The organism is Corynebacterium sp. UMB0012 (genome assembly GCF_030216265.1).
Classification (GTDB): domain Bacteria; phylum Actinomycetota; class Actinomycetes; order Mycobacteriales; family Mycobacteriaceae; genus Corynebacterium.
This window is the reverse complement of sequence record NZ_JASOKQ010000005.1, coordinates 82762-95354: the sequence shown is the minus strand read 5'-3', so window position 1 is coordinate 95354 and position 12593 is coordinate 82762. Positions and strand designations below refer to the sequence as shown.

Below are 12593 nucleotides of genomic sequence, written 5' to 3'. Positions count from 1 at the left end.
TCGGCAATAGTTATGGATAAGAAAGCCCCTATATCGAGCACCGCGCAAAACGCCCGCTTCATTCAAGCGGGCGTTAATGCCGCATTTCAAGACCGCATCGGGGAGGCGACCGACGTGGAATTTAATTTCCTCGGCCCCTCCACTGACGATAAAGGCAACTTTGTCACCGATCAGCTAGTGGAGGCGAGGATAAGTTCCGCGCGGCACGTTTCTGATTTCCGTGGCGTGCGTCTCGCCGTCATCGCCGCAGGCACTTGGCACTGGACTACCGCTGCTACCGCGCACTATGGTGACCTTCCGCAGTCAGGTACGGCCAGCACAGACGTCGACCGAATGGTTGCTTATGCCTCCCTCATCGTGGGAAATATGCCGGTGCTGCGCGCCCAGCAGGGCGAGCACGTGGCCATCGTTGCGGTAGATTTCCATCCCTACCTGGACTTTCGCCAGACCTTGCTGCGCGGTCTCCAACACAGCAACGCGGACATGGATGAGAAAGGGCCGGTCCTCGCACTTGCCCGCTACCTAGACATGGATTCCACCGCGGAAGAGCCTTACCTGCATTTTTCTGATGGCACCACGGTGCGTTTTGAACAGCCAAGCCCCGAGGTACACAAGATTTCCAGCATCACCCCGGGCTTGGCGGCCGCGCGCGTCTTGGAGGACGCCTTTTACTTAAGCACCGAAAACCAGATGTTTTTCCAGGGCAACTTCCCAGATGCCACGGTAGAACTCGATGTGGATAAGGCCACCGCCACGGTGTCTTATTGCGGCGGGCAGATTGCGGCCAACGCGGTGCTTATCGCGACCATTTCGGACGAGGAGTTCACGTGGGCCTGGGCAGATCCGGTGTTTAAAGACACCGCGGCGGCGCGGTTGGCAAGAAACCTAGCGCGCTTTGGCATCGACGAGGCTGTGCCCGAACTGGTGCGCCCGCACCTTCCGCTTCCGCTGGCGCGCGAGCACCAGCTACCGCACCTAGCTTTGCCCATTTTGGGGATCTGGACGCTGGCGGGCACTACGCTTGCCGACGCCCGCGTGGGCCTCGTCCTGCTCGATGCTCCACAGCTGCACCTCCCGGAGCCGACGCCAGCCGCCACCGAAGCTACTTTGGCGGTAGCCCCTCCCTCATGGATCAACGCCGATCGCGCCCGCGCCGCCTATGGATCATTTCGCGGGGTGGACGTGTAGGGCGTTGCGGAGGGCGTCCACATCGACGTCGGCAAGCGCGGCAGGTTCAAATGCCGCATCGTTGGTTTTATCCACCAAGACCGCTCGCACGCCCTCGGCAAAGTCCCCACGCCGGTACATATAAGCGCCCAGGTTGGTCTCCATATCTAGCGCTTCGCGGATGCTGCTGCACTCCTGCTCGGCGCGGAAGAGCTCCATGGCCGCCACAATGGAGGTGGGGCACGCCTGCGCGGTCAGCTTGTCTACCAGTTGTTTAAGCTCTGGGTACTTTTCCAGGGCCGCGGTGATGCCTTGCCAGGTATCGTGGGAAAAGGCGTCCTCGATGGCGTCGATAAGCTCGGCCAAGGCAGCCTCGCCGCTAGGTGCGGTGGCATGCTGGGCTAGCGCCGTGGCTAGTCCCTGCTCGATAACCGCACTAGCAAAGGCTTCGCCGTCCGCCACATAGTGGGTGGCCAGCCCGCTCCACACAAGGTCTGCGGCATACATGCGGTAGCCGGTAATCCCCCAGAACTTCGCCAACTCGGCCGAGGCCTTGCCGCGCGTTCCCACCGCACGCTGGGCGGCATAGGCCATGCCCACGTCCGTGACATAGCCAATATTCATCTCTGGCATGGAGGCAAAGGTTTTCTCCGTAACCACGCGGTGGGACCCATGGGCAGAAATGCCCAGACCGCCGCCCATAGCGATGCCATCGATGAGCGCCACGATGGGCTTGGGATACTCCGCGATATCACCGTTCAACGTGTATTCGGTGGCGAAGAAGGCATCCACCTCATCCACTTTGCCTTCCTTGACCGCATCGCGGGCATAGCGAACATCGCCGCCGGCGCAATATGCCTTGGGGCTAGTCGAGGTAAACAGCACCTGTTCCACCTCATCGTTGGCGCGCCACTGCGCCAGCGACTCCGCAATGAGGTGGATCATTTCCGGGGTGAGGGAATTGAGAGCCTTGGGGCGGTTGAGTTCAATGACTCCGGTATGGTTACGGATTGAGGAAACGATAGGTGCAGCAGTAGTCATAGCCCCTAGTGTGACACAGAACGCATGCACCTATCCACCATAAGCCAATTCACAGATAGGTTCGGAATTTTGCTCCCACAGCTCATCGCCCTGGATATGGACGGCACCCTACTGGACGGCAACGGCCAGCTTCCACCAGATTTCGCCGCGATCAGCACCCGTGCCCACCAGCTCGGCGTCACCCTAGTACCCGCCTCGGGCCGCCAGCTCGCCACCCTGCAAGAGATGTTTCCGCACGAGGACACCTTCATTGCAGAAAATGGCTCCGTGGTCGTCCACGGTAATCGCGTCATTAGCGCCACTACCTTGCCCAGCGCAGCTGTGCGCGCCGCCATGGCCGCACTCCAGTCTGTCGAGACCCCGCATACCGTAGTGCTGTGCACGCCGGATACCGCCTATGTCCACAAAGGCGCCAATAAACAGGCCCGTGCTGAGATTGCCAAGTACTACAGGTCAGTGGAATGGGTAGATAACCTCGATGCACTACTGGATGCGGACATCATCAAAATCGCCGCTTACTGCGCCGACGGCAGCGAAAAGCACCTACACCAGCCCCTTCTTGCGGCCGTACCGGAACACAATATCGCCATTTCTGGCGCCGTATGGCTCGATGTCATGGCCGCTGGCGTCAATAAGGGCGTAGCACTACAAACCATGGCCGAGCTCCTCTCGGTTCCTATGCCTCGTACCGCAGCTTTTGGCGATTTCCTCAATGACTACGAGCTCCTCCGCGAGGCGGGCACCGCGATCGCCATGGAAAATGCGCACCCAAAGTTGAAGGAAATCGCCGATCGCATCGCCCCACCCAATACCGAATATGGGGTCATGACAGTTCTGCGTCAGCTTTTTGACAGCGAAGAGTCTTAGACTCGAATTTTCGCCTCCGCCCCGCGCGCCGCACCGCTACTCCCCTGCATGAGGAGAAGTGCTGGTGCGCAGGCTAAAATAGTCCGTTTAGAAAATATACGTAGTGCTTTGGGAGTTTTTGTGAAGCAAATTTTGCGCTCACTGCTGGGGAAGAAGAAACCTGGGCGTTCGAACGAACCACGCACACCGGTCTATCAGCCAGTACCGCCCAAAGCTGGCTCTACCAGTGCGCCCCAGACCCCTAAAAACAAGGATTCTGCGCGCCAGAACTCGACCAACACCGAATCCACCACGGGTGCCCAATCCACCGAGCCGAAGGGCAAGCCCCAGGACCGCACCGCTAAGGACGGCGAGTCCAAGAACCAAGCTAAACAGGCACCTGCGCGCAAGCCCACCCCGGCAAAGGCTGCACAGGCTTCCGAATCCAAGCCTGCTGCTGCGAAGTCGAAAAGTGCGAAGCCTGCCGCCAAGCCCGCGGCTAAGGACACTACTCAGCCCAGCACTGAAAAATCCCAGGCAAGCAAGGCCACTTCCGCAAAACCGCAGCAGGCTAAGTCCGCCTCGCCATCGCCTGCAGCCAAGGCGCCAATGACCAAGCCTGCAGCCCAAGGTTCTGCCACCAAGCCATCCACCACACAGCAAAACAAGGCAGAATCCTCCCCCAAAACAGCTGTTAAAAAGCAACAAGACTCGCCTGCTCAGGACAAGAAGCCACAGCGCAAAGCACACGAACCGGTTCAGCGACCACGCCGCGGCGCAAGCTTTAGCACCACCCCGCCTAAGTCCTCCCCAAAGACTCCGTCTACCCGCAGTACTTCCCCGAAGCCGGCCGCGAAGCCTGACACCCAACCCTCTCAGAAAGGCGCGGTAAAGCCCGCACCTCAGACTCAACCCACTACCCAGAAGCCGAAGCAGACGCCCAAGCCGTCCTCTTCTTCCAGCGCGAAGAAGGCTTCCCCGCAACCGGCAAAGCCGCAGAAATCCCAGCCGGCTAAATCCAAGCCGGCCACCGGCCAGCAGCAAGCACAGAACCCCCGTTCCCCCAAGCGCGTGCCGGCAAAATCGGCAAAGCAGCAACCGCAGCCGCAACCTACGCCGAAGAAGAACGCGCAGCCGTCGAAGCCCTCGCAACCGTCCAAGGGCCAAGGATCAGCACGTACTCCCGGCTCTGCAAAGCAGAAGGCTGCCCCACAGGTCTCGACTCCTAGCGCTCCAGCGCCAAAGAAGGGCACCTCTGCCCCCAAGCCGAAGGTGGCTGCGCCAAAGACTGCATCTAAACCTTCCCAGGAGAAAGCTGGGGCGGCGCAAAGCCAGACTGCTCACAATGGAAACAAGGTAGTCCAGCCGAAATCGCAGCAAGGCGCACCCGCTAAGGGCAAACTGCCCAAGCAACAGGCACAGAAACAACAGCCGCAGCCGAAGGCAAAGGAGGCGACGCCTCAAGACAATGCCAAGGAGGTAACCAAGCGCCGCCCGCAGGTTAAGCCCTCCGATATCAGTCGCGGATTGGCGCGTAAATCGCAGCAGGTGGGCACTCCAACCCCGGCCCAGCAAAAGCCGTCGCGAGCCGCTCAAAAGCCCAAGGCAAAGCAACAGCCTGGTTCGCCCCAGCCGAAGAAGGCCGAGCCTCAAGCCGCTCCGAAGACGAAGCCTGCAAAGGCAGACAAGTCCGCTGCGACAGGCGCCGTAGCAGCTGGAGCGGGTACGGCCGCCGCCGCTGCCGCCGCTGAGAAAAAGCGGGAGAAGGCACAGCCGTCGAAGGAGCAACATCCAGCCCCTGAAAAGCCACAGGCAAAGGCGGCACCGCGCCAGCCACAACAAGCTGCGCAAAAGCCAGCATCACAGAAAGCCTCGATCACGCAGGTAGATACTAAGTCTAAGTATCCGCTACAAAAGCAGGCCAAGGACCCTGAAGCGCTGGCTACGCCGCCAGAGAGCAAGGTCGTTAAGAAGAAGCGCCACGCCCGCCTGCGCCAGGTCAAGGGGCTGGATGGACTGCGCGGCCTCGCAGTTATTGCAGTGGTGCTGTACCACTTCTTCCCTTCCCTGCTTCCCGGTGGTTACTTGGGCGTTGACCTCTTCTTCGTCCTCTCCGGATTCCTCATCACCTCTTTGCTGGTGCGTGAATTCCGTACCTCCGGCACAATCAGCTTGAAGGACTTCTGGGTGCGCCGATTCCGGCGCATCCTCCCAGCCGCAGTATCCGTCCTAGTCATGTGTACCGCTTTGGTGGCATGGATAGGCGGGGACCTAGCGGTCGGCTTGCGCCAGCAGTTCTTAGGCACCCTATTCTTTGTCAACAACTGGACGCAGATCGCCACCTCCCAGTCCTACTTTGCGGACAATGAGATTCAGGTCTTTGCCCACTATTGGTCGTTGGCTGTGGAGGAGCAGTTCTATGTCATCTGGCCACTTCTTATCACTGGCGTTTTCCTGATTTCTCGCCGCAAGCCGCGCCGGCTTCCCATCCTCGTAGCCGCAGTCTTAGCTATCGGTTCCGCCGTGGCCATGGCGCTCATCTACGTGCCGGGTGAAGACCCGACGCGCGTCTACTACGGCACCGATACCCATGCTTTTGGCCTGCTCACAGGCGCCGTGCTGTCTTTGCTGATGACCTCTACCAAGTCCGACCCGCAGGCGGATTCGTGGGCAGCGGCAGGCAAAGCCGAATCGCGCATCGCCGGAATCATCGGCACTGTGGCGCTCATCGGCTACGGTGTCCAGCTATTCCTCATGCCGGATGACGCAGAGATCACCTACCGGGGTGGGCTCTTCCTCACTAGCGTGCTTGGCGTCCTGATGGTGTGGGGCGTGGTTCGCGAATACGGCCCGATGACCCCGCTCTTTAGGACCAAGGTCATGCGCTGGTTTGGCCAGCGATCCTTCTCGCTGTATCTCTGGCACTGGCCGGTCATCATGATGCTCAAGGCGCTTTTCGAGGGCAACCAGAACTCCGATAAATCGTGGATCCTGGGCCTTGTAGCCGTGCCTATTTCGCTGCTCCTGTCCGAGATTTCCTATCAGTTCATTGAGAATCCGTTCCGCCGCGGCGGCTATAAGAAGACATGGAAGACCTACTGGTCCTCCCGCCCAGGATTTAGCGAATTGCGCGATGGCTTTGGCACGACCATGTGGCCGGTAGTCCCATTCTTGGTCATTGCCTCTGTAGCCGGCGTAGTCTACGGCGTTGTCAATTCCAGCGATAAGACCGAGTTGGAACAGCAGCTGGAGCAGCTTCAGCAGCAGAACCAGAGCAGCAACAATGCCCCGGCGCAGCCGAACAACACTGCCCCACAGCCGCCTGCTGCGGACAACGACGATAAGGCTGCCACGAAAGATAAGAAGACCCGCCCGATGCCGCAGGGCAAAGACATCACCGCTGTCGGCGACTCGGTGATGCTGGCTTCTAGTGGCGCCCTCAAGCAGCGCTTCCCGCAGATTTACGTCGATGCAGATGTATCCCGCCACTACACTGCGGGTATCCAGATTCTGCAGCAGCTTAAAGATTCTGGTCAGCTGCGCGATACCGTCTTCCTCGGGTTTGGTACTAACGGCCCTGCCTTCCCAGACCAGATCAAGGAAGCGCTGGATATCATCGGCGAAGACCACACCGTTGTCATGGCTGTTCCTTATGGTGACCGTGAGTGGATGGCCCAATCCCAACAGGATGTCCTCGACGCAGCCAAGGAATACGACAACGTATATATCGCTGACTGGTGCGGACATGCACAGAGCAACCCGGAGATCCTCTACTCCGATGGTGTTCATCCAATGCCGGAACGCACCGGCGGGTACTCGGATGCCTTCTACGATGCTCTAAAGCAGTACTCGAATGGCGACAAGACTGTGTCCTCTCAGTGCGTGCCGCAGTAAAGCACAGGCCGGCGCGGGGCGGGGCGTCGGAAAGCGCCTAGTTCCCTCCCTCCCGCCCTTCGCGCTCACCGGAAGGTGTGCTCCGCTAGCAGCAGCATCCGCTGTGAGCGCGAAGGGCGCTGGTGCGCCTAGGCATAGATAAAGCTCGCCCCCTACATCACGGTAGAGGGCGAGCTTTATTCGTTGGGATTAATCGACGGAGAATTCACCCATCTTGTCCCAACCGGTGCGGCCATCGATGTGAACGTTAATGATGTCCGGGGTTTCCACGAGGTACTTCGGGAATTCCTCGCAGGAGCGCTGGAAGTGCTCGCTCTGGACGTGCTCTACGTCCTTGCCATCTGCGTAGGACTCCAGCAGAAGGAAGCGCTGACGATCTTCCGGATCGCGGAACCACTTGAAGTCGATGCAGCCCGGCTCTGCGTTGCAGGCCTCGGTGTACCAATTGATTTCATCGAGGAAGGTCTCTGCGTATTCGGGCTTAACGTGGAACTGTACGTTGATCAAAATCATGCCCCGATTCTACCGGCACCGTGCAGCTTCTTCATCGTCACAGTTGGAGACCACGAATGCGGTGAAATCGGGGCTAGTGGAATGCGGTTTAGTTGAGGAAGAACTCCGCAACGTAGATGTAGGTTCCGTCATAAGCAGTTGCTACGCCAAAGCCGTGTGGGGAACCAGCATTGACTGGAACATCGCGGTTGAACCAGTTCAGGCGGTCTTGTGCCTGCTGCTCGGTGAGGCGGTGAACAGAACCCTGTCCTTCATCCTTGTGATTCAGGCCGTGGGCTACCCCGCCCTTGTAGTCGAGCTTGCCGGCGGCACCCTGGTTGGCCCATTCCTGGGCGATGGCGGTGGCGTGAGCGTCCTTGCGGTGCCCAGCCTTCTCGAGGTGGGCGGTGGTGGCGGCCCCCAACTCACCAGCGACCTTAGGCGCGTGGCCCGCCGGCTTGGCCAGGAATGCTGGCAGCGAGATACCGTACTTCTCGGCCAGCTCATAGGCCTGCGGTGGCAAGGTGAGGCGGAAATCCTGCACAGCGGCGAAAGGATCAGAAGAAAGCTGCTGAACCTGCGAAGAAGCCTGCTGAATCTGCGGCGGCAAGGCCGGCTGCGCAGAGGCCACGGTAGAAGTACCAGTAATGACAAGAGCGGTGGACAGGGCGGCTACGGTTGCACGGTGAGAAAGCTTCATGCCCTCCACCGTGCCATAAGTGGCCGGCAGTCTGGAAGGAGTTGCCGGGCTGCGCAGGTGATTCGATACAACTTTGTTATGGTCCCTGTGCTCTTGAGGAAATCCGGATGGTGGGACAATATCCTCACCGCGCATTTTTGGAGTACTGCGAAAGGTTGTTGACTGTTGCTGGACGTATTGACCGGGTTTGCGATTATTTTCGTAGTCATCGGCGTCGGGTTTGTGCTGGCCCACAGGGGCGTTATTGGCAAGGGCGAGGCGCGCTTGCAATTCAATCGAACGGCCTTTTGGGCGGCCACGCCGGCACTCATTTTCTCCAGTGTGGCTACATCCGATACCTCCGCGTTTGCGTCCCCAGTGGTGGCCGTGATCGCTGCGGCGGCGAGCTCCTACAGCTCGGTCAATATTGGCCTGCCCATTGCCACCTATGCCATTGGTGATGCCACCTACGTCATCCCAGCATTGGTTCTCCAGATGGCGGTGCTCTCCCCGTTTATCATCGCGGGTCTCAATGCGCAGGGTACGAGCCTGCGATCGATATGGAACTCCGTACTCGCAGGGATTACCGCACCGGTGGTGTTAGCTGCGGTGGCGGGATTTATTGTCTCCGCGGCGCAGTGGCAGGTACCGGATGTGGTGATGAAGCCGCTGGAGATATTGGGTGGCGCCTCTATTCCTATGATCCTGATGAGCTTTGGTGCCTCGTTAAAGGGCGAGGGGCTATTGGAGGAGGACCGTCTGCCCACCCTAACCGCGACGGTATTGAAGTTGGTGGGCATGCCCGCTGTCGCGCTGGCCGTGGGCGCAGCGCTGGGGCTAGACGGCGTGGAGTTATATGCGGCATTGATTCTGGCTGCCTTCTCTACAGCACAGAACGTGTATAACAATGCCGCCACCTATGAGGTTTGGCTAAAGCGCACTTAGTATATGCCGACGTCGAGCGCGGCAAATTCGCGCTGCAGCGCATCGGGGTCAATGGCTCCCGCCACGTCTGGACCAGCGATGGCGGCAAAGCCGTCGAGCACCGATGCACCGTAGTTATGACCGTGCCCATCGGGTACGTCCTTTGCGCCGGGCAGATCGGCGGCTACTTGGAGGGAAGAGATGAGGGGCATCCACTGCATTACGCGCTCGGCAGAATACGGTGTCCGCTCGCGCATCCAATCCGGCTCCTTAAAGGCCATCTGTGGCGACCACCAGGCCACCGGGTCCGAGGGATGTTGGATATAGAGCATGCGGGTGCGTCCCCACTCCTCTTCTGGCACCGTGCCCCATTGGCGCACCTGCGCGTCATCGTTGGCAAAGCGCACGACGAGGCCGCCGGCGTATTCGGGAGTTATCTCAGAAGAGCCAGGGTCGCGGCGCTCCACAAACTGGGTGCGCAGGCGATTAAAGTGCGGCGGCCCCGTCAATAGGATGCCGTCGACGGAATTGGCGATATCGCGCACCCCGGAAAAGGCCGCCTCAATGCCCGTGGTGCCCAAGGATTCGCCGTAGAGGTAGAGCTTCGGGCGTTTATCCTCCGGCAGCCCGTTCCACCAGTCCACGATAGGGTTGATGAACTCCTGCCCGGCGCGTTCTACCTGACCACCGCCGGACAGGAAATGCAGGGCTGAGGGCATGGCAGAGTATTGGGCGGCCGCGATGGCGGTGTCCCCGCCGTAGAGCAGCTCGAAGGCTTGGGCGGAATAGGAAGACACCCACCCGGTTCCGGTAGTCATAATAAGCAGCAGCGCCTTGCGGTCTTGGGCGTGGGTGCGCTCGAGTTCATCGATAAGCAGCTGCGCTCGCTCCTCATTGGAGGCGCGATTGCCCAGGCCGGCATAGGCGCGAATGGGTTCTTTAGCGGGCTTTCCGGTAACCTCTTCCAATTCCGCGCGGTGCGCACCGGAGGAGAGGAAACGCGAGCCCTGCAGCCCTACCCCATTCCAGTCCACGCGGGAGTCTGGGGAGCCACTGCGCTCAGCAGACGTGGGACGCTGCGTTGCGGGATCGGGCTCGGCATTTTGGGCGGTAAAGATCCTCTCCCCCACGCCCACAATGGCGCCGGGGATGAGGTTTTCCACGGTATACGTGCCCACCAGTGCCACGATGAGTACCGCACCCGCAACGCGGTAGGCGGCGCGGAAGCGCTGGGGAAAGTGGCTGGAAAGCCAGCGCACGCAAAAGCGCAGCAGGCGCAGGAGGAAAAGAAAGGCGGTAAATACCGCCAGTGCCAGCGGAACCACCAGCACATAGCTCGCAATGGTGGGCGCCGGTGCGGACAGGGCGTCTGCGAGTTGGCGTTGCCACCGCACGGCAAAGACCGCAAAGCCTATCATCCAGACCACAAAAGCGGCGGTGGCGATGCGGGAGGCTAGGCGGTAGCGCCGAGCTGGCCACGTGGCGGCATCGAGCCAGGCATGCCGAGGCGCCACATAGCGCACCACCAGCCGGTACCACACGAGCTTGAGGGCGATGCCCAGCGTATAGCCCAGTCCTGCGGCGATGCCGGAGACGAGCCCTTGGTAGAACCAATCGCGCGGCAGAATGGATGGGGTAAGCCCCAGGGTAAAAAGCGCTGCGGCGCCGATAATGCCCCACAGGTCGAGGTAGCTGACAATATCGGCGATGCGGGCTTCTACCCTTCGAGCTTCTCCCCCAACTCCAGCCATTCCATCTCCAATTCCTCGTAGGCGCTGCGGTTTTCCTTTAAGTCTCCGTCCAATTCGGTCAAGGCCTGGGTATCAACCTTTTCCGCGGCGGTCGCCATTTTCTCATTAATCTGCGCGGCCGCCTTTTCCAGCTTGTGCATCTTGCGCTCGAGGGCGTTCATCTTCTTGGTGATTTCGCGCTCTTGCTGGGACGAGAGCTTCTTTTCTGGCTTCGGTGCAGCGTTGTCTGCCTTCTTTTCTCCCAGGTTGAGCACACCGGAACTCTGCTGGGCCTCAAGTGCGGCGCGCTTGCGCAGGTACTCGTCGATGCCACCGGGAAGGTTGGTGAGCTTGCCATCGCCAAAGAGCGCGTAGGTGTTATCCGCGATGCGCTCAATGAGGTAGCGATCGTGCGAAATGACCACCATGGTGCCAGGCCAGGAGTCCAGGAGGGACTCCAGTTCCTGCAGGGTATCGATATCGAGATCGTTGGTGGGCTCGTCCAGCAACAACACATTGGGCTCGGCCATCAGTACGCGGGTCAGCTGCAAGCGGCGGCGCTCGCCACCAGAGAGGTCACCTACCGGAGTGCGTTGACGCTTGGCGGAAAATCCCAGGCGCTCGGCCAGCTGGGAGGCGGAAAGCTCCTTTTTGCCAAGCTGAACGTAGGTGGCGACGTCCTCGACGGCGTCGATAAGCCGGCGCTCCGGATCCAAGTCATCGAGTTCCTGGCGCAGCCAACCGAGGCGCACGGTTTGACCCTCGATGCGCTTGCCTGCCGCCAGCTCGTACTCGCCGGCCAAGGTGCGCAGCAGGGTGGTTTTGCCAGAGCCATTAACGCCCACCAAACCAATGCGTTCGCCGGGGGCTAGGCGCCAGGTGAGGTGGTCCACCAAGGTGCGACCGTCCGGGGACTGCACGGTGGCATCCTCTAGCTCGATAACCACGCGGCCTTGGCGCTGCTTGGAAAAGGCCATGAGCTCGACCTTATTGCGTGGCTCCGGCACGTCAGCGATCAGCGCCTCAGCGGCCTCGATACGGTAGCGCGGCTTGGAGGTACGCGCCGGTGCGCCGCGGCGCAGCCAGGCCAGCTCCTTGCGGGCGAGGTTCTTGCGGCGCTGCTCCATGGCGTCGGCCTGGCGGGCACGCTCGGCGCGGGCAAAGGTCCAATCGTTGTATCCACCCTCGTAGGTATCGACCACGCCATCGTGTACCTCCCAGGTCCACGTGGCCACGGTATCGAGGAACCAGCGATCGTGAGTAACCACGACCACGGCCAGGTTGCGCTTGAGCAGGTGGTCCGCGAGCCACTGCACGCCTTCCACGTCGAGGTGGTTGGTCGGCTCATCGAGCACCACGAGGTCCAAATCCTGCACTAGCGCGGCGGCCAGGTTCACGCGGCGGCGCTCGCCACCGGAGAGCGAACCCACCGGAGTATCGAGCCCAAGATCTACAATGCCCAGCCCGCCCAAGACATCGCGCACCTTGGCATTGGAGGCCCACTCATAGGTCTCCAATTCCAGCGGCTCAATAATCACTTGCGCGATGGTCAGCTCATCGGGCAAGTCAAAGCGCTGGGTAACCACAGCCATGCGCAAATCAGAGGTATGGGATACGCGGCCGGCGTCGGGCGGCTCGATGCCGGTGAGCACCTCCAGCAGGGTGGTTTTGCCACCGCCATTAACGCCGACGATGCCGATGCGATCGCCGCTTTGCACACCTAGGGATACCCCGTCTAGGAGGGTTTTTAATCCATAAGTTTTGCTGACTTGCTCGAGGTTAATCAGGTTTGCCATAACGAGTGTCCATCTTAATACCTC

9 protein-coding genes are annotated in these 12593 nt (G+C 60.3%); 4 read left to right on the top strand and 5 right to left on the bottom strand.

The genetic code is table 11. The annotated features are described in order from the left end of the window. Positions 1–12: 12 nt before the first annotated feature. Positions 13–1188, top strand: coding sequence for a DUF6882 domain-containing protein (locus QP324_RS03970; protein ID WP_284814593.1), 1176 nt, complete (start codon positions 13–15; stop codon positions 1186–1188). Here the strand turns inward: QP324_RS03970 and QP324_RS03965 are convergent. Then, positions 1165–2208 carry a 3-hydroxyisobutyryl-CoA hydrolase gene (locus QP324_RS03965; protein WP_284814591.1) on the bottom strand — a complete coding sequence of 348 codons (1044 nt, stop codon included), beginning with the start codon at positions 2206–2208 and terminating at the stop codon, positions 1165–1167. The genes QP324_RS03970 and QP324_RS03965 overlap by 24 nt on opposite strands. Positions 2209–2232: 24 nt before the next feature. On the opposite strand from QP324_RS03965, the gene QP324_RS03960 reads away from it, so the two are divergent. Both QP324_RS03960 and QP324_RS03955 read left to right on the top strand, forming a co-directional pair. Beyond that, complete coding sequence (locus QP324_RS03960; protein ID WP_284814589.1) at positions 2233–3075, top strand: HAD family hydrolase; 843 nt, start codon at positions 2233–2235, stop codon at positions 3073–3075. Positions 3076–3195: 120 nt separating this feature from the next. After that, positions 3196–6948: an acyltransferase family protein gene (locus QP324_RS03955; RefSeq protein WP_284814588.1), complete on the top strand. Its 3753-nt coding sequence runs from the start codon at positions 3196–3198 to the stop codon at positions 6946–6948. Positions 6949–7137: 189 nt separating this feature from the next. Here the strand turns inward: QP324_RS03955 and QP324_RS03950 are convergent, their stop codons facing one another. Together QP324_RS03950 and QP324_RS03945 are read right to left on the bottom strand one after the other, a co-directional pair. Next, on the bottom strand, positions 7138–7461 hold the full coding sequence (locus QP324_RS03950) for a putative quinol monooxygenase (RefSeq protein WP_225747280.1): 324 nt from the start codon (positions 7459–7461) through the stop codon (positions 7138–7140). 88 nt (positions 7462–7549) lie between these two features. Then, positions 7550–8140, bottom strand: a complete 591-nt coding sequence (locus tag QP324_RS03945) for a hypothetical protein (protein ID WP_284814586.1) — start codon at positions 8138–8140, stop codon at positions 7550–7552. A gap of 165 nt (positions 8141–8305) precedes the next feature. Between QP324_RS03945 and QP324_RS03940 the strand changes: the two genes are divergently transcribed. After that, positions 8306–9064 (top strand): AEC family transporter, encoded by a 759-nt coding sequence (locus QP324_RS03940; protein WP_284814585.1) that lies wholly within the window; start codon positions 8306–8308, stop codon positions 9062–9064. Here QP324_RS03940 and QP324_RS03935 read toward each other — a convergent pair. Continuing rightward, positions 9061–10794 (bottom strand): alpha/beta hydrolase, encoded by a 1734-nt coding sequence (locus QP324_RS03935; protein ID WP_284814584.1) that lies wholly within the window; start codon positions 10792–10794, stop codon positions 9061–9063. The two genes, QP324_RS03940 and QP324_RS03935, sit on opposite strands and share 4 nt — an antisense overlap. Then, positions 10761–12569: an ABC-F family ATP-binding cassette domain-containing protein gene (locus tag QP324_RS03930; protein WP_225747284.1), complete on the bottom strand. Its 1809-nt coding sequence runs from the start codon at positions 12567–12569 to the stop codon at positions 10761–10763. Before QP324_RS03930 ends, QP324_RS03935 begins: the two co-directional genes overlap by 34 nt. Positions 12570–12593: the final 24 nt, after the last annotated feature.

What these genes read in the sequence shown, in the direction of transcription:
- QP324_RS03970 (WP_284814593.1), top strand. Translation starts at nt 13, where the DNA reads ATGGATAAGAAAGCCCCTATATCGAGCACCGCGCAAAACGCCCGCTTC.
- QP324_RS03965 (WP_284814591.1), bottom strand. Translation starts at nt 2,208, where the DNA reads ATGACTACTGCTGCACCTATCGTTTCCTCAATCCGTAACCATACCGGA.
- QP324_RS03960 (WP_284814589.1), top strand. Translation starts at nt 2,233, where the DNA reads ATGCACCTATCCACCATAAGCCAATTCACAGATAGGTTCGGAATTTTG.
- QP324_RS03950 (WP_225747280.1), bottom strand. Translation starts at nt 7,461, where the DNA reads ATGATTTTGATCAACGTACAGTTCCACGTTAAGCCCGAATACGCAGAG.
- QP324_RS03945 (WP_284814586.1), bottom strand. Translation starts at nt 8,140, where the DNA reads ATGAAGCTTTCTCACCGTGCAACCGTAGCCGCCCTGTCCACCGCTCTT.
- QP324_RS03935 (WP_284814584.1), bottom strand. Translation starts at nt 10,794, where the DNA reads ATGGCTGGAGTTGGGGGAGAAGCTCGAAGGGTAGAAGCCCGCATCGCC.
- QP324_RS03930 (WP_225747284.1), bottom strand. Translation starts at nt 12,569, where the DNA reads ATGGCAAACCTGATTAACCTCGAGCAAGTCAGCAAAACTTATGGATTA.